This window comes from Bacteroides gallinarum DSM 18171 = JCM 13658 (genome assembly GCF_000374365.1).
In the GTDB taxonomy this organism is placed as follows: domain Bacteria; phylum Bacteroidota; class Bacteroidia; order Bacteroidales; family Bacteroidaceae; genus Bacteroides; species Bacteroides gallinarum.
This window is the reverse complement of sequence record NZ_KB894120.1, coordinates 48,985-65,537: the sequence shown is the minus strand read 5'-3', so window position 1 is coordinate 65,537 and position 16,553 is coordinate 48,985. Positions and strand designations below refer to the sequence as shown.

At 55.0% G+C, this 16,553-nt stretch carries 8 protein-coding genes; 1 reads left to right on the top strand and 7 read right to left on the bottom strand.

Features of this window, described 5'->3' with window-relative positions:
* Positions 1–31: 31 nt before the first annotated feature.
* The 6 genes from C233_RS0105130 to C233_RS0105105 form a co-directional block, all read right to left on the bottom strand.
* Positions 32–1,393 carry a sulfatase family protein gene (locus tag C233_RS0105130; RefSeq protein ID WP_018666395.1) on the bottom strand — a complete coding sequence of 454 codons (1,362 nt, stop codon included), beginning with the start codon at positions 1,391–1,393 and terminating at the stop codon, positions 32–34.
* A gap of 18 nt (positions 1,394–1,411) precedes the next feature.
* The gene (locus tag C233_RS0105125; RefSeq protein WP_018666393.1) at positions 1,412–3,940 is read right to left on the bottom strand and encodes a DUF4962 domain-containing protein; all 2,529 of its coding nucleotides are present in this window, start codon (positions 3,938–3,940) and stop codon (positions 1,412–1,414) included.
* 27 nt (positions 3,941–3,967) lie between these two features.
* Positions 3,968–5,701 (bottom strand): RagB/SusD family nutrient uptake outer membrane protein, encoded by a 1,734-nt coding sequence (locus C233_RS0105120; RefSeq protein ID WP_018666391.1) that lies wholly within the window; start codon positions 5,699–5,701, stop codon positions 3,968–3,970.
* Between the two features lie 56 nt (positions 5,702–5,757).
* Positions 5,758–8,943: a SusC/RagA family TonB-linked outer membrane protein gene (locus C233_RS0105115; RefSeq protein WP_018666388.1), complete on the bottom strand. Its 3,186-nt coding sequence runs from the start codon at positions 8,941–8,943 to the stop codon at positions 5,758–5,760.
* Between the two features lie 279 nt (positions 8,944–9,222).
* Positions 9,223–11,853 carry a DUF4962 domain-containing protein gene (locus tag C233_RS0105110; RefSeq protein WP_018666386.1) on the bottom strand — a complete coding sequence of 877 codons (2,631 nt, stop codon included), beginning with the start codon at positions 11,851–11,853 and terminating at the stop codon, positions 9,223–9,225.
* A gap of 110 nt (positions 11,854–11,963) precedes the next feature.
* Positions 11,964–13,367: a sulfatase family protein gene (locus C233_RS0105105; protein WP_018666385.1), complete on the bottom strand. Its 1,404-nt coding sequence runs from the start codon at positions 13,365–13,367 to the stop codon at positions 11,964–11,966.
* 349 nt (positions 13,368–13,716) lie between these two features.
* Between C233_RS0105105 and C233_RS0105100 the strand changes: the two genes are divergently transcribed.
* Positions 13,717–15,972, top strand: coding sequence for a DNA topoisomerase 3 (locus C233_RS0105100; protein ID WP_018666382.1), 2,256 nt, complete (start codon positions 13,717–13,719; stop codon positions 15,970–15,972).
* Positions 15,973–15,997: 25 nt separating this feature from the next.
* On the opposite strand, the gene C233_RS0105095 is transcribed toward C233_RS0105100, so the two are convergent.
* Positions 15,998–16,552, bottom strand: coding sequence for an NUDIX hydrolase (locus C233_RS0105095; protein ID WP_018666381.1), 555 nt, complete (start codon positions 16,550–16,552; stop codon positions 15,998–16,000).
* Position 16,553: the final 1 nt, after the last annotated feature.

The following is a 16,553-nucleotide window of genomic DNA, read 5'->3' as shown; positions in this document are numbered from 1 at the left end:
AAGGGGGAGAGGGTATATATAATGTGATTTCTTACTGTTTCGGTATGAATCGCAGTGCCGTGGCGCGTCCGGGCAGGGGATGTCGCTTCATCCATGCTTCCAGCATTTTGCGGTGTTGGAGCAGGGTGTCGCGATACTTGCTTTCAATGGCAAGATTGCGCATTTCGCCGCGGTCGGCCTGCATGTCGTATAGCATTTCACGATTCTTGCCGGCTTCATACAGTACATATTTGTACCGGGGGGTACGTACCGACCAGCCTCGTGTGCCACCTGTCTGGAAGAAGAAAGTTTCGGTAACCACGTAAGATTGATGAGCTTTCCGTGCGTCGCCGCTTTCGACGACGGGACGGAAACTTACACCCCGGCAGCCTGCGGGCACTTGTACCCCTATCCAGTCGCAGATGCTCGGCAGGAGGTCTGTACCATTGTTGATAAGCTGCGGCAGTACTTTGCCCGCATGCTTGCTTTGGGGCAGGCAGACGATAAAGGGCACGTTGGCTACTTCTTCGTACAGCACGGTTTTCTGATTCCACTGGTGAGCGGCTGCACCGTCGCCGTGGTCGCTGGTGAAGATGATAACGGTATTCTTCCAAAGGTTCTGCCTGTCTATCTCGGCTACGATTTTACCTATCTCGTCATCTACGTGTTCCACAAGACGGTAGTAGGCGTTGAGGTAACGGCGCCAGTCGTCGGGGGTGTAGTTATTGGTGGGATAGACGCGGTAGCTGAGTGTCTTTTCGCGTGCCAGCACATCGGCATCGTAGGGGGCTACGTTAAAGTTTCCGGGCAGGTTGGGGCAGTCCTCTATCCGCGGCTCATCTACGGTGGCGAAGGGCATGGGCTGCTTGCGGGCGTATTCGCAGATGTTATGCGGATTGTCGAATGAAGCTACCAGGAAGAATGGTTTGCCGTGCTTTCGCCGCAGGAATTCCACGCAGGCTTCTGCCAGTCCGAAATCATTGTGTCCGTGCAGGTTCTCGAAGCCGAAAGCATGTTTGTCCGGCAGTGAGTTGGTATGTACATGCCATTTGCCTGCATAGGCGGTGGTGTAACCGGCTTGTTCCACAAGGATTCCCAACGTACGAGTACGCAGCGAATCGGGTATCGGCGTGCCGTTTTTATCCATGCCCGTTTCGCCGGAAGTGTGTCCGGTGAACATACATGCGCGCGAGGGGCCGCTCAGAGGGTGGGCGCAGTAGGCATTCTCGAAGCGGACACCCCGTTGAGCCAGTTTATCCATGTTGGGGGTATGCAGGTCCTCATTGCCGGCGCAGCTCATGGCATTCGCAGTCTGCTGGTCGGTCATGATGTAGATGATGTTCGGCCTCTCCTGTGCCGGCAGGGTTGCGGGAAGGGTTGCACTTATCAATAAGATAGGTTTCAGTTTATTCATATTATATCGTTGGTTATGTTATTTCATTACTTTCCCCGTTGGCATCGGTTCGATGTCGGACATTTCGTGAATAGTCCATGCGCCGTCCATTACATCGAAAAGGACGGAAGTGCCGGGCGAGCGTTTGTAGAGTTCGCCTTCGATTTTGGGGCTCTTGTTGCCCAGGCTGAAAAGGGCGCCTCCTTTAGGGGCGCGTATCAGCAGTTCGGCAGGTTCGTCCGGGTTGAGCTGTGCGCGAATCTTCCACTTGCCGGCGACGAAGTCGTTGGGATTGCCGTTCTTGTCGTGCATGACGGGGATTACTTTATCGCCGTCAGGTTGCAGGGTGATGATAGTAAGGATACGGTTGGCGGGGCTTTTCTCGTAAGCGGCGGTCATATGCCACTGGTTGGGGTATTCCTGCCCTTTACGCATCTTCTTGGGGTCGGGTGCGGAGAAATACCGGTCGGTTTGGGACAGCTTGCAGTCGGAGTTGCTGTACAGCCTCGCTATGGAGCTGAACTTCTTCTCGGGATAGCGCGTGGTGAGCGTCTTGTCCTTGCCGTTCTCCTCGAATTCGAACTGTACGGGGCTGTGCAGCAGCCAGTCCCAGCGTACGGGTTTGGCGGCTTCCAGTTCGTCGTAGATTACCACGATGTCGGGATGCAGCAGCAGGATGTGGCGGCGGTATTTCGTCAAGGGTGTTTCGCCGAAACCGTTGGCTGCGGATTCTTCCACTTGGGAGTTCTGGAAATTCTTCTGCCACATGGGGTAGTCGGTCAGGCCGCAATAAGCGTTCGAGGCGTCGCCGCAGGCATAAGAGATATTCTCGCCCGACATCATGCGTACTATCTTTCCGTAGGCACGGGTGGTAAAGGGCTGCCCGATGCCGTCTACGAGGATTGTGTTGTGGGCGCGGGTGTGGCGGTAGGACAGCAGGTTATGCGGGTCGCTGAAATTCAGGTAGTAGCCGCTGGAACGGTACACGGGTACTCCGCGGAAATGCAGGTTGAAGCTGTTCTGGTCGGCAAGCGTATGGCTTCCCGAACCGAACGGGCTGGAGCGGAAGCTCAGGAATGTGTTCTGGCGATAGTTCCTGAGGTTGCTGTGTGCCAGCATCTCGCCGGTATCTTGCATCCATAAGGCTTTGGGGGCGTCTTCGGGCAGCGGGGTGGAAGCCGGGAAGCTCTTGTCGTACGAGCCCATGCGTTGAAGGCGGGTATCGAAGTCTCCTCTGACGGCTTTTGTCTCGTTGCAATACCACATGGCATAAGGGTCGCCCGTTTCGCGGGCGATGTAGTCGGCAAGGGCTACGCGCTGGCGCGGGGGAGTTTCCGGCTTTTCGTTTCCGTCGCCGAAACCGGCGCTCATGCTGCGCGGCGGCCAGGCGTAGACAAGCGCCTTGCCCAGGTTCTTATAGAAAGGGTGTTGCAGGAAGTCGGTCTTCGTAATGTACGACATCAGGGCGGGTACGTACCACAGGGTTTTGGTGTTGGCGTTGAAATAGCCCTGCCCGTTGTGCCACTCGCCGTCGCGGTTGAAACCGGATGCCGGAGCGCGTGCCGTCCAGAGTTCGTAGCAGTATTCCAGTATTTCTTTGGCATCGTCGCGGGTATCGCCGAACATCAGTCCCAGTTGCAGCATCTCGCGGAAGCCGCGTTGCCAGTAGTGGTTGTCGAAGATGTGGTTTTCTTCGGTTCCCTTGCGTTGCAGCATGTGGTGGTATTTGGCGGTGGCGAAGGTGCGCTTTTCCAGCTCTTTGCGTTCGGCATCGGTCAGGCGGTCGTAGCAGGCGTCGTAGACATGCGTGAATGTGTAGATGATGTCGCCGCATACGAAATCGTTTTTCAGGCTCATGTCATGGGGTACGGCAAGCAGGGCGCGGGTCACGGCAAGCATCTTGTCGGCGTACTGCTGTTCGCCCGTAGAGCGGTAGGCGGTGTAGAGGAAGTTGAAATCGGTGGCTATCTTGCCTATCAGCTTATAAGGTTTCGCGGCGGTTTCGTGGCTGTTCTTCATCGCGCCGTCTGCACGCCCTTTCATCTCTTTGTATTCGGGATGCGAAGTAACGGCGGGCTGTCCTTTCTCCAACCCTTTGTCGATGAAGCAGTACATGCGCGGATAACCTTTCGGCATGTTTTTCATAAAGACGTCGAAGGTAGGGGTAACGAATTGCGGAATGTCTCCGGTAACGCTGAAATCGTAGGTTTCGCTCCAGGCGGTGGCTTTCCGGTCTTTGTCTATGGAGCGGAAACGCCAGTACCACGTACCGTTCTCCAGGATGCGGTGCGGATTGAACATGCACCAGGCAAGAGGTTCGGATTGTATGGTCTTTCCCGTGGGGAATGTACGGTCTTGCGAAAGTTGGAATTGCAGGTATTCCGCTTTGCGCATCTCCACCGGTACTATCAGGGGAGAGGGGTTCAGGTAAAGCGGGTTATCCTGTTGGGGGTAGGGTGTGACACGGACATTCTCGTGTATCCGTTCCGGATTTGTCCTTTGTGCGGATGCGGAGGATATCGCCGCGAAAAGAAGCACTGCTATTGTCTGAAGGATGATTCGTTTCATGATTTGTCTCGATAAATGTTTATTGTTTTAGTATCCAGGATTGTTGATTCCGCCCAGCATGTGGTTCACTTGCATCTCGTCCAGGGGAATAGGAAGCAGTTCGTGCTTGCCCGGCACGAAGTTGTCCGGTGCCAGGTAAAGCTTGCTGCTGCCCGAATTGGCGGCGGTGTCCTTGCCGAACAGTTGCAGGGCTTCCGCCAGGATGCCCCAGCGGATGAGGTCGTATTTGCGTTGCCCTTCGAAGGCCAGCTCTAGCCCGCGTTCCCAGTAGAGGGCGGTGCGGAAGTCGTCTTGGGCGCTGCCGCTGTTGAAGTAAGGGAGGTCGTAGAGGTTGGGTTGCACTTCCCGATATGCCGCCAATGTCTTTACCTGCGTGGCGCCGGCGCGTTCGCGTACTTTGCCTAGCAGTTCCCAGGCTTTGCCGGTGTTACCGGTTTCGTTGTAGGCTTCGGCGGCCATTAGTACCACATCGGCATAGCGCAGCATGCAGTAGTTGATGTCTGTGCTGTTCAAATCTTTGGTATTTCCGCTGGGTATCCATTCGCGGCGCCATTTGCCCGGATACCAGTTACGTCCCCGGGTGTCTTCTTTCTTGACGTGGTTCATAAGGGCGTCGTCCCATGTATATTGGTAGGTGCAGATAGTTACGTCGCGGCGTTGGTCTACGGGGATTTCCTCGGTTACGGCTTTGCCTTTTTCATCGGTCGTTTCAGCGGTGGCGCACTCGTAAAATCCTCTCCATTCGGGTACGGCGAGGTAATAGGCGTTGCCCCGTCCCATGTATTTGCTTGCTTCGCCCACCGCTACGTTGGGGGCAGCTACTTTCGGCCCGATTCCGCAGCCCCAGCCTCCTCCGTACGGATAGCAGAAAGCCACTTCGAACAAGCTTTCCCTGGAGTTGAGCACACCTTCGGAGAAACCTTTGAACAAGGCTTCGTAACCTCCTTCGTAGAACCCGTGGTAACCGTTCTCTTCGAAAGCCTCCCATTCGTCGATAACGCTCTCGAAGTATTCTTTGCGCAAGGCGTCGTCGGGACGTGCCAGCTTGCCGTCCATTTGCAGGCTGTAGCCTGCACGGGTCAGCAGGACGCGCATCAGCAGGGCTCGTACTGCACCTTGCGTTACTTTCTCCGGTGAGGAGGAGGCGTCTGCCCACGACAGTATCTCTTTGGCATCGTCGAGGTCTTGTACTATCTGGTCGTAAATCTCTTCACGGCCGGTGCGGGGCATATAGGCATCTTCATAACTGTCGGAGTAATGGGTCTTGAAAGGCACGTCGCCCCAGTAGCGTACCAGGTCGAAGGCGGCTTGCGCCCGCAGGAACTTGGCTTCGCTTACCAGCTTTTGCAATTCTTCGTTTTGGGAATAGCCTTTCATCGACTCTATATTCTGTATGCAGTAGTTGGCGCGGTTCAGTTGTTCGTACTTCCCGTTCCACAGGGTTTCGAGCGATTTGTTGGAAGTGAACAGCGTGTAATGTCCCATGTCGCGGCGTCCGTTGTCCGTGCTGGCACCTCCGGATGGGAAGATAATGTCGTCCGACGCGGCTGTGTTCTGCCCGTCGATGTCTTTGTAGAGAACGTATAGCATGTTGTAGATGCCGGTAACGGCCATTTCCGCATGGGCGGCGTCTACGAAAAAGTCTTTCCGCGTGTAGTAGGAGTCCGGGTTTTCGGCCAGGGTATCCTCGCACGCAGTGAGGCACAGGTTTCCGGCAGCCAGAAGTGCCAGTATCAGGTATGTGTTTTTTATCGTTTTCATGGCGGATGAATAGGATTGTTTATATATAATGTATAAGAATTCTCGATGTCCGTTTGTCAGAAGGCTACGTTTACGCCGAAAATGAAGGAGCGGTTACGCGGATAAGCGCCGAAATCTACTCCCGGTGTCAGGTTGTTTCCCTTGGTGGACACCTCGGGGTCGAAACCGGTGTAGGGAGTCCATACGAAGAGGTTGTTGCCGGTAGCATAGAGACGCAGGTTCTGTATGCCGATGTTGCGCAACTTCTTGCGGTTGAAGGTGTAGCCGATGTTGATATTGCTCAACCGCAGGAACGAGGCGTCCTCTATCGCCCAGGAGTGTATGTAGTTGTCGTTCATCTCCAGGTCGTAGATGCTGGCTACATTGCGTCCGGCATTCATGGCGGCTAATTGTTCGGGGTCGGTCACGACGTTTCCTTCCGCATCGATAGTCATCCAGCGGTGTCGGCTGTCTACGGAGGATAAGACGTTGTAGTTCAACTTGCCTGCTTTGGTGTTGGTGAGCTTGGTGGCATTCAGCACCTCGCCTCCGTAGCTGAAAGTGAAGAGTATGCTCAGGTCCCAGTTCCTGTATTTGAAGGTATTGTTCAGGCCGCCGTAGAAGTCGGGGGTGGCATTGCCGATGACAGTGCGGTCATTGTCGTCGATGACATCGTTGCTGTCGTCCAGGTTGGCGAACTTCCACATGCCGGGTTTCACGCTTTCGCGGCTTCCCATATAGGGGATGCCCTCTTTCAGCAGGTAAGTCCGGGTATCGGCGTCGTAGTAGAAATCGTCTACCTGGTACACGCCCAGCGTTTTGTAGCCGTAGAACTGTCCTACCGGTTTGCCTACCTCTATCTTGTGCGTTGCCTGGTTGTAGCCGAAGGAGGCCTCCGACAACGAATACTGTTCGCCCGAAAGCGCTTCGATTGTATTGCGGTTGTAGGAGAGGTTGAGGTTGCTCTGCCAGTTGAAGTGCTTGCTTTCGATATTCACGGTATTGATAGTCAGGTCGAAACCTATGTTACGGGTCTTGCCGATGTTGCGCAGCATATTGGTGGAGCCCGAAGAACCCGGTACGCGGCTGTTGAGCAGCAGGTTAGTGCTGTTGTTGATGTAGAATTCCGGCGACACGGTGATGCGTTGTTCCAGGAAACCGAAGTCTATGCCCATGTTGAACGTGGCGTTCGACTCCCACCGGAGCTCCTCGCTCGGTATGCCTACGGGAACATAACCGGGTATCTGCGAGTCTCCGTTGATGTAAACGACCGATTCCAGCAGGTCCAGGGAAGAATAGCTGCTTACACGGTTGTTTCCGGCCAGGCCGTAGCCGATGCGGAACTTCAGGTCGGAAAACAGGTTCAGCTTCTTGATGAACTCCTCCTCGCCCAGTCGCCAGGCGGCGGAGGCGGAAGGGAAGTAACCCCATTTGTGCCTGTCGCTGAACTTGGAAGAACCGTCGGCGCGCATGGTAACGGTCAGCAGGTATTTGTCGCCCAGGTTGTAGTTGGCTCGGGTGAAGAACGAGATAAGCTTGTCGTCGTTCACTACCTTGCTTGTAGTGGCGCTCGGGTTACCCAGGTTCATATCGTTCAGTCCGATGTCGTCGTTGGGGAAGTTGGTGACGGTGGCGCGCAGGCTTTTGCTCCAGTTGGTAATGAACTCCTGGCCTGCCATTAGCGTCAGTTTGTGCTTCTTTTTGCGGAACTCGTAATTCAGGGTATTGGAGGTCTGTACACTTCCTCGCTCGTCGTACTGCGTATAGCCGTTGATACTGGAACGTTTGGCGTTGCTCGACTGGGAACCGTTGAACACATCGTTCCGTGTATTGGAGTAACGCATGCCGGTGCTGTTGGTGAAGCTCAGCCGTTTGTTGAATGTGAATGTGAATCCTCCGCTGATTTGCAGTGTACGCGCCAGTTTGTCCTTTTTTTCCGCCGAGGCGGATACGAGCGGGCTTACCATGGGATTGGTATAATCGTCCTCCAGCATCGGGTCGGTGTCATACAGCAGGTCGCTGTCGTTGCCGTACAGTCCGATGATAGGGCGGTATTGCAGGATATGTTCCATTTTGTTGAAGCGGGTGCTGCCGTCCGATGTGCCCATGCCATATACTTTGTTCTCGTTGTAGTTGATGCGGGCATTGGTCCGGAAACGTTCCGAAGCTTTGTGCGACATGCTGAAGGCCACGTTGTGCTTGTTGTTTCCGCTCTTTATCATGGCTCCCAAATCTTTGAAGTAACTGTAACTCAGGTTGTATTTCAACTCCTTGTTTCCGCCGGAGATGCTTACGCGGTAGTTCTGCGAGGTGGTGGTACGCCCCAATGCCTCCTCCTGCCAGTCTATGCCTTCCCGGTTTGCGTAATTCTCGTCTATTTCGGAGAAAGAGCCGTATTTGTTCTGGAAAGTCTTTATACCCTCCTCGCCCTTGAAGGCGAGCTGGCGTTCGTAGTCCAGCAGGACGAACTCGCGGGGTGAAAGGACGGGGAGCTTCTTGGACACCTTTTTTACCCCTATATAACTGTCGAACCTGACGCTCATTTTGGTATCGTTGCCCTTGCCGCCGGACTTGGTGGTGATTACCACTACGCCGTTGGCGCCGCGTGCACCATAGATAGCGGTGGACGAGGCATCTTTCAGGATGTCTATGCTTTCTATTTCGCCCGGGTCGAGGCTCTCCATGCCGTCCTCGCTGGGAAATCCGTCTATTACGTAGAGCGGCTCGTTACTCTGGGTAATGGAGATGCCGCCGCGTACCCGGATAGAGATACTGGAACCCGGAGCACCTTCCGCCTGTGTGATGTTGACACCGGCCACACGTCCTACCAATGCTTGCGCTACGTTGGACGTGGGTGTCTGCATCAGGTCGTCGCCCTTCACCGATACGACGGAACCCGTCAGGTCGCTACGCTTTGCCGTACCGTAACCGATAACGACCACTTCGTCCAGCACTTTGTTGTCCGGCTGCATGGTTACATCAATCCGTTTCCGGTTCTTCACGGGGATTTCCTGCGTTTTCATACCTATATAAGAGAATATGAGTACGGCTTTGGACGGATTGTCCACTTTCAGGGTATATTGCCCGTCTATGTTCGTAATGGTTCCTATGCCGGCGCTGCCTTTTACCTTGATGTTGGCGCCGATAACTTCCAACCCTTCGTTGTCCACCACCTTGCCGGTGACGGTCAGGGTTTGCGCATGGATTTCCAGTACGGCGAGCAGACCGGTTACCAGCAGGAGAATTTTTCGCATGTTTTTCATATGGAATATTAATATGATAGTAATACTGATTTTCCTGCTGCTAAATTATGGATTTTCTTTGTATCGGTCTTTTTATGGCGTGTTTTTGATGTTATCGGCGTGTTGATTTGGCTTTCAGTTTTGTACATCCCGCTTTCATTTCTGTATAAACAGGAGGGGGATATATGGCAAAAGCGGCTGAAAACCCTCTTTCCGGTATCCGGAAGGGTTTTCAGCCGCCTCTGTCGAAGGCATTCTGGTTGGAATTGCGGCGAATAAGGAAGCCGGTATGCGGCGGGGTCAGATTTCCAGTTCGGGAACCTCGTCTTTCAGCACCGTCTTTTTGTTGCCGTCTTGTATTATCGTTGCACCGTAATCCTTGTAGCTTACGCTTGCGTCGTAGCCCTTGCGCGTATTCCGCACCTCGAATGCGGGCTTGCCGTGGGTGGAGATGTTCGCTTTGATGTTCCAGTCGCCTACCTGGATGCTGCCGTCTTTCAACTTCTGGGGAGCGGCGTGGGTGGCTTCCGCGTCATTGCCTTTGGCGTGGGTGTATATAACCGTTGCAAAGCGGTACACCTTCTGCTTGCCTGATGTTGCGGTGAAGTGCCAGTGGTTGGGGTACGGCTTGAAGCGGCCTTTCTCGTCCGCACGTAGCCAGTTGACGGCGGGTACGAAGAACCGGCTGGTGGTGTCCGTCTTCAGCGCTCCGGCGGAGTAGAGGTAAACATCCGATACGCCGTCCTTGCTCGTAGCCCGTACATGCACGTATTCTCCGGTCTTGTCTACATGCATCGGGTTGGTTACCGTGTGCAGCAGGTAGCTCCAGGTTACGGGTTCGGCAGCCTCCAGTTCATCGTATATGAAGGAGTAGCCGCTTTTGCCCAGCGTTACGATGTGGCGGCGGAAAGTTTTCAGCCCCGTATCGTCCCAGCCGTTTTCGGGAGAATATTCCAGCCCGCTCTGCTTGCCGCGCAGCAGCCAGAGCGGAGAGATAACCTTGCCGTAGGCATTGGACGCATCGCCCGCTACATAGCTTATCCGGTCGCTTACGTAATGGCGCGGAATCCAGCCGTAACCTTCCGTACCTATGCGCTGTCCCATGCCGTTCACCAGAATCGTGTTGTGGGCACGGGTGGCGCGGTGGCAGTAAATGCTGTGCTTGTCGGTGAAACTGATGTGGTGGCCGCTGCTGTAAAAGAGCGGTTGCCCGTTCCAGAAGGTGTTGAAGGCATTCTGGTTGGCTATGGCGTGCGAGGTACTACCGTACGGGCTGCTGCGGAAGCTGAGCATGGCGCTCTTGCCGGTGTCGTCCAGGTCGGTGGAGAAAGATGCCAGCCCGGTTTGTGGAAACACATGTCCCATGGGCAGGTCTTTCAGCCCGAGACCGGTGGGCAGGGGCTTGTCGCATTGGAGGCGGAACCATGCCAGCCCGCCGGCTTTCGAGGTGCTGCCCTGTTCCAATATATCGGGTTGGCGGACGCTGATGTGGCGCACGTAGTCTGCGGCATACGTGTTTCCCGTCATGCGTGCCAGGGCGTCGGCGTAGCCTACCCGCGTGCCGCTCGGTGTCAGGATATTCTGGTGCGAGCTGCCGTTGCCGCCCGATTTGGAGAACGGCGGCTGCTGGTAAATGACGTACAGCGTATTTCCCTGATACCACGGGTCGGAGAAATAGTTGTAACCCGTAATGCGGGTATAGAAATAGGGCACTTCCACCAGCGTACGGAGATTGACGTGGAAGTAAGAATCGCCGTTGTGCCACCCTCCGTCCTTATTCAGTCCGGGGAAGCGGGCGAGCCATAGGTTATAGCAGTAATCCGTCCATACATCGGCTTCGGGCAGTTCGCCGTAAACGGTGAATGCCGCCATGGTAAGGATGCGGAAGGTCATCTGCCACACATGGTTGTCGGCGATGTGGTTTTCCAACCGGTTGATGTTGTGTGCGAACATACTGCCGCCGAACTCCTTTATTTCATTCAGCAGGAACTTGCGCGTACTGTCGTCCAGTACGTCATACAGGGCGTCGTATGCCATGGAGCAGAGCGAAAGCAGGGTAGCCTCGTTGAAGTCGCCCACCACGTTCTCGTTGTCTCCCCACGTAGCCATTTCCTTGACGCGTTTCACGGCTTCGTTGGCATAACGGCGGTCTTTGGTAAGCAGGTAGGCGCGAATCAGCACGTCCGTATTGGCTTCTTCGCTGTCGATGATGCGGCGGCTCTCGCGGGTGAGCATGGCTTTTTTCTGTACCTCGTTGGCAAGCCCTTTCGCCAGGTCTGTGTTGATGTCGTTTACGGACTTCATCGGGGTGGCGAGCACCTTGCCGGCACGTTCGAGGTAAGTATGGCGTTCGGTCTTTCCCTGGCTGTGCTGGATGAAACCGTCCCATTCGTCCTTGTCGAGCCATATGCGGGGATGATGTGCGGGCAGGTTCGCGAGTACGGTTTTCAGGGCGGGTGGACAGAACTTCTGCGGATTGGCCTCTACCGTGAACCGCAGGGGGTCGCTCCATTCCGTTCCCTTGTCCGTAACGTAGCCGTACTGCCAGTACCACGTGCCCGGCGCCAGGTCTTGTTCCGGGTTGAAGAACGGCCAGCGAGTCTCTACCTGCACGGTAGCTTCCTGCCCGAATGCCGGGCTTTGCGAGTAACGCAGCAAATAACGCATTTTGCTCTTGTCTATCTCTTTGGGAGGGGTGCTCTCCTCTGCACCGTCCAGGCCGCTCCGCAGGATATGGAGGCCGGCAGGCAACGGCCATTGGAAGGACACGGCACGGTCGTCCACAACGGCATCGTTCAGCGGCGAGGGGGTTGCACGCATTTCGTGCATCAGCGTCGTATCGGTAAGCCTGATAGTGGCCTCTCCGGTAGTTTGCGCCTGTACGCCGGTTGCCAGCAGGGAGAGGAGGGTAATCGATAAAGTCTTATTCATGTACGGTAGGTAATATGTTTAAGATAATGAATCGTTGTTCCTTACACAGCAGGCACAACGTCCCGCAAGGAGAAAACACCCTGCGGGACGCTGCATCCGCTGTGGTAGGTTTATTTGTATGCCGTCTGGTAATTTGCCTTCTTGGGCAGTACCTTTCCCGGTACGTCGTGCAGCTTGGGGCGTGTCGGCCTGATTTTGTACGTATTCATATATTTTTCGAGCAGGTCGCGGTGTTGTTGGGCTACTTCCTTGTAGGCATTCTCCATCATCAGGTTTCTCGTTTCGCCCCGGTCGTTCTTCATGTCGAACAACTGTTCGCGGTGTCTCCCCTTGTCGTACAGCACATATTTGTAGCGCTCGGTACGTATCATCCAACCACGCGTCTTGCTGCCGTCGAAGCGGGTTTCGGTAACGACGTAATCCTGGTGGGGAGCTTGCGGATTGCCTTCTTCGGCAATTTTGCGGAAAGACTTGCCGGCAGCGCCTTTAGGCATCTTAGCACCCGTCCAGTCGCAGATAGTGGCGAAGAAGTCCACCCCGTTGCTGATAAGTTGCGGCAGTTTCCCACCAGCATGTTTCTTGCCGGGTAGGGTTACGATGAGCGGGATGTTCACCACTTCCTCGTACAACGCCGACTTCTGGTTCCATTGGTGGGCGCCTATGCCGTCGCCGTGGTCGCTGGAAAAGATAACGACCGTGTTTTCCCACAGGTTGTTCTTGTCGATAGCATCGACAATCTTGCCGATTTCACGGTCTACTTTCTCTACCAGGCGATAGTACGTATAGCGGTACATGCGCCAGTCCTCGGGGGTGAAGGTGGCGGTGGGGTACACGTTGAAATTGTTGGCGCGTTCGTTTTCGATGACATCGGCATCGTAGGGGTTCTTGGCGAAGTTGGGCGGAAGTCCCGGACAGTTGCGTATCTCCGGCGTGTTGATGTTGCCGTAAGGCAGGTTCTGGCTGCGTGCGTATTCGCAGACATTGTGCGGGTTGTCGTACGAGGCTACCAGGAAGAAAGGCTTGTCGTGCTTCTTGGAGAGGAATTCCACGCAGGCCTCCGCCAGTCCGTCGTCGCTGTGTCTGTATATCTGGTCGAAACCGTATTGCTTGTCGGGAATATCGAGTTCGGGCACATGCCACTTGCCGCCGTATGCACATTCGTATCCGGCGTTCTTGACGAGCGTACCCAGCGTCTGGGTCTTAAGAGAGTCGGGCAGCGGCGAGCCGTTTACCGACAACCCTACCGCATCGGGATAATGCCCCGTGAACATCGAGCTGCGCGAGGGACCGCTGAGCGGTGCGGTGCAGTAAGCGTTCTGAAACATGATACCGGCGGCTGCCAGCCTGTCCAGGTTGGGCGTGTGCAAGTCCGGGTTTCCGGCGCAGCTCATGGCGCTTGCCGTGTGCTGGTCGGTGAAGATGTAAATGATGTTGGGACGTTCGGCGGCATATGCCACGGATGAGCTTAGCAGGGATAGGCAAGCTATGTGCTTCATTGAGATTTGTTTTACCATATTATTAGTTTTATAATTGATTTCGGAGGCTGTTTCCCCGGTTGCTAAATTACGCCTTTTTCCATGCAACCGTGAGCTCTGATGTTTTTTTTATAGTGCCGAATGTTCAGCCGGTTGTCAATTTTGTACAGTTATCTTTCAAATTTGTGCTAAAAGCCTTTGCAGGGGCTGGAATCCGTTTTACGGGACAGCTCTTTTCACCTTGCAGGGCGGCTCCGTTTGTTTCTGCCTCCGGCTTGCACTATCTTTGCCGGGCGAAGATAAACCGCGCTCCGGCGTAAAAAATGAACGGGTTCTTTTCATACTGCCCCCGTTTTGCATTATCTTTGCCCACCTAAAAGAAAAGCGAATGATAGTTTGTATTGCCGAAAAGCCTTCTGTGGCGCGTGACATAGCCGATGTACTCGGAGCGAGAGATAAGAAAGACGGATACATCGAGGGAAACGGATACCAGGTAACCTGGACATTCGGCCACCTCTGTACCCTTAAGGAGCCGCACGAGTACACGCCCAACTGGAAGTCGTGGAGCCTGGGCAGCCTGCCTATGGTTCCACCCCGTTTCGGTATCAAGCTTATCAGCAACCCCACCTACGAACGCCAGTTCCATATAATAGAGCACCTCATGCAGCACGCCGACATGATTATAAACTGCGGTGATGCCGGACAGGAGGGAGAGCTGATTCAGCGCTGGGTAATGCAGAAAGCCGGTGCGCGCTGCCCGGTGAAACGCCTCTGGATTTCCTCGCTTACGGAAGAAGCTATCCGCGAGGGATTTGCCAAGCTGCGGGATGCGTCCGACTTCCAGCCGCTGTACGAAGCAGGGCTTTCGCGTGCTATCGGCGACTGGTTGCTGGGCATGAACGCTACCCGCCTGTACACCATGAAGTACGGTCAGAACCGGCAGGTACTTTCTATCGGACGCGTCCAGACACCCACGCTGGCATTGATTGTGAACCGCCAGTTGGAGATACAGAACTTCGTGCCCAAACAGTACTGGGAGCTGAAAACGGTGTATCGCGATACCACCTTCTCCGCCATTCTCCGCAAGAGCGACGAGGAACTGGTGTTGGAGGCGGAGAAGCAGAAAGAGGGAGCTGCCCCCAAAACAGCGAAGGCGGAGGAGAACCGGGGCATAGAGCCTATCGCAGACCGGGAACGCGGAACGGCTTTGCTGGAACAGATAAGGAATGCCCCGTTTACCATAACGAATGTCACCCGCAAGAACGGTAAGGAAGCCCCGCCCCGTTTGTTCGACCTGACCTCCTTGCAGGTGGAGTGCAACAAGAAGTTTGCCTTCTCTGCCGACGAGACGCTGAAAACCATTCAGTCGTTGTACGAAAAGAAGGTAACCACCTATCCGCGCGTGGATACCACCTTCCTGAGCGACGACATCTATCCCAAATGCCCCGGCATACTGAAAGGCTTGCGCGACTATCAGGCGCTGACCGCTCCGCTGGACGGAGCCTCATTGCCGAAGTCGAAGAAGGTGTTCGACAACGCGAAGGTAACCGACCACCACGCCATTATCCCTACCGGGCAGCCGCCCCAAAACCTGACGGACATGGAACGTAGGGTGTTCGACCTGATTGCACGCCGTTTCATCGCCGTGTTCTATCCGGACTGCCAGTTTGCTACCACCACCGTGATAGGCGAGGTGGAAGGGATTGAGTTCAAGGTGTCCGGCAAACAGATACTCGTACCCGGTTGGCGGGTCGTTTTCGGTACTCCTTCGGCGCAGTCGCAGGAGGAGAGGGAAGAAAAAGGCGGAGAGGAGGAGAACGTACTCCCCGCATTCGCAGTAGGGGAGAGCGGCCCGCACCTGCCCGACCTCTACGAGAAGTGGACGCAGCCGCCGCGCCCTTATACCGAGGCAACCTTGCTGCGTGCTATGGAAACCGCTGGCAAGTTGGTGGACAACGACGAGCTGCGCGATGCCTTGAAGGAGAACGGCATCGGCCGTCCCTCTACCCGTGCCGCCATTATCGAGACACTTTTCAAACGCAACTATATTCGTAAGGAGAAGAAGAACCTGATAGCCACCCCTACGGGTGTGGAGCTGATTCAGATTATCCACGAAGAACTGCTGAAATCCGCCGAGCTGACGGGTATCTGGGAGAAGAAGTTACGCGAGATAGAGAAGCGCACGTACAATGCGGGGCAGTTCCTGGAAGAATTGAAGCAAATGGTGTCGGAAATCGTATTGAGCGTCCTTTCCGATAACAGCAACCGGCACATCACCATACAGGCGCCTGCGCCGGACAAGAACGGAAAGACATCCGCCGCTTCCGCCGATAAGCCGAAAAAAGAACCGAAGAAAAGAGCCCCCCGGAAACCTGCCGCAAAGAAAGCGGAACAAGCCGCGTCCGATAGCCTCCCTGCTACTGATAATCTTCCTGCTGCCGATAGTCTTTCTGTTCCTGATAGCCTTTCTGCCGCCGGTAGTCCGCCAGCCACCAGCAGTCCGGTTTCTGCCGTACCTGCCGGTGATGCGCTGGTGGGGCAGCCTTGCCCACTTTGCGGAAAGGGTACGGTCATTAAGGGAAAAACGGCTTACGGCTGCTCCGAGTGGAAAAGCGGCTGCACGTTCCGTAAGCCGTTCCAGTAAGGTTCGTATTCCGGGTTTTTTCGGGTTATAATCCGTTTTCGGCTATGTATTTCCATAGCGGGGCGGCCATTAAAGCTTGCTTGATTGCCCCTTTCTGCAACAGTTCTTTAACCTCTGCAAGCGTAAGCAGATGTACGCTGAGGCTTTCCGTGTCTTCCAGGTGCTGTTCCGAAACCTTTTCTACCCCGGTAGCCAGGAAACAATACGTAATATTGGTATGAGTACTCGGGTTGGGCGAGAGTTGCATATACTCCCGCCATGTCCCGTTTCCGTAGCCCGTCTCCTCGAGCAGTTCCCGCCGGGCGGAAATCAGCGGAGAGGCGTCCTCTACCTCGCACACGCCGGCACAAAGCTCGTAGCAGGTTTGCCGGATACCGTGGCGGTACTGGCGGACGAAAACGAACTGCCCGTTGCGCGTAATGGCAATGGTGTTTACCCAATCGGGGTATTCCAATATATAATAAGAGGGAATGTGGTTACCGTTCGGCAATACTACATGGTCTTTGCGTACGGTGAGCCACGGGGCTTTGTGCAGGTACTCGCTGGAAACCACTTCCCAGGGTTTGTTCGAATCGTCCATA

What these genes read in the sequence shown, in the direction of transcription:
- C233_RS0105105 (WP_018666385.1), bottom strand. Translation starts at nt 13,367, where the DNA reads ATGGTAAAACAAATCTCAATGAAGCACATAGCTTGCCTATCCCTGCTA.
- C233_RS0105130 (WP_018666395.1), bottom strand. Translation starts at nt 1,393, where the DNA reads ATGAATAAACTGAAACCTATCTTATTGATAAGTGCAACCCTTCCCGCA.
- C233_RS0105125 (WP_018666393.1), bottom strand. Translation starts at nt 3,940, where the DNA reads ATGAAACGAATCATCCTTCAGACAATAGCAGTGCTTCTTTTCGCGGCG.
- C233_RS0105120 (WP_018666391.1), bottom strand. Translation starts at nt 5,701, where the DNA reads ATGAAAACGATAAAAAACACATACCTGATACTGGCACTTCTGGCTGCC.
- C233_RS0105095 (WP_018666381.1), bottom strand. Translation starts at nt 16,552, where the DNA reads ATGGACGATTCGAACAAACCCTGGGAAGTGGTTTCCAGCGAGTACCTG.
- C233_RS0105115 (WP_018666388.1), bottom strand. Translation starts at nt 8,943, where the DNA reads ATGAAAAACATGCGAAAAATTCTCCTGCTGGTAACCGGTCTGCTCGCC.
- C233_RS0105100 (WP_018666382.1), top strand. Translation starts at nt 13,717, where the DNA reads ATGATAGTTTGTATTGCCGAAAAGCCTTCTGTGGCGCGTGACATAGCC.
- C233_RS0105110 (WP_018666386.1), bottom strand. Translation starts at nt 11,853, where the DNA reads ATGAATAAGACTTTATCGATTACCCTCCTCTCCCTGCTGGCAACCGGC.